The organism is Enterovibrio norvegicus FF-33, from assembly GCF_000286835.2.
GTDB classification, from domain to species: domain Bacteria; phylum Pseudomonadota; class Gammaproteobacteria; order Enterobacterales; family Vibrionaceae; genus Enterovibrio; species Enterovibrio norvegicus_A.
Map to the genome: position 1 here is coordinate 1 of NZ_AJYD02000030.1, position 497 is coordinate 497.

Here is a 497-nt window from a genome sequence, read left to right on the forward strand (position 1 = left end):
CCTACGCGAACGATACCTTGCTCAACACGACCCGTTACAACAGTACCACGGCCTTGAATTGAGAAAACATCTTCGATTGGTAGGATGAATGGCTTGTCGATAGCACGCTCTGGCTCTGGGATGTAAGAATCCAGTGCTTCAGCTAGTTCAACAATTTTCGCTTCCCACTGCTCTTCGCCGTTCAATGCACCTAGTGCTGAACCTTGAATTACTGGGCAATCGTCGCCTGGGAAGTCGTACTCAGAAAGAAGTTCACGAACTTCCATCTCAACCAACTCAAGCAGCTCTTCGTCATCAACCATGTCACACTTGTTCATGAAAACAAGGATGTATGGAATACCAACTTGGCGACCTAGTAGGATGTGCTCACGAGTCTGTGGCATAGGGCCATCAGTCGCAGCAACAACCAGGATACCACCGTCCATTTGCGCAGCACCGGTGATCATGTTTTTAACATAATCGGCGTGTCCTGGGCAGTCTACGTGTGCGTAGTGACG

1 protein-coding gene is annotated in these 497 nt (G+C 49.3%); it reads right to left on the reverse strand.

The genetic code is table 11. From position 1 onward, the window contains the following. The coding region (locus A1OO_RS07145) for a GTP-binding protein (RefSeq protein ID WP_017005292.1) at positions 1 to 497 on the reverse strand (497 nt) is incomplete at both ends.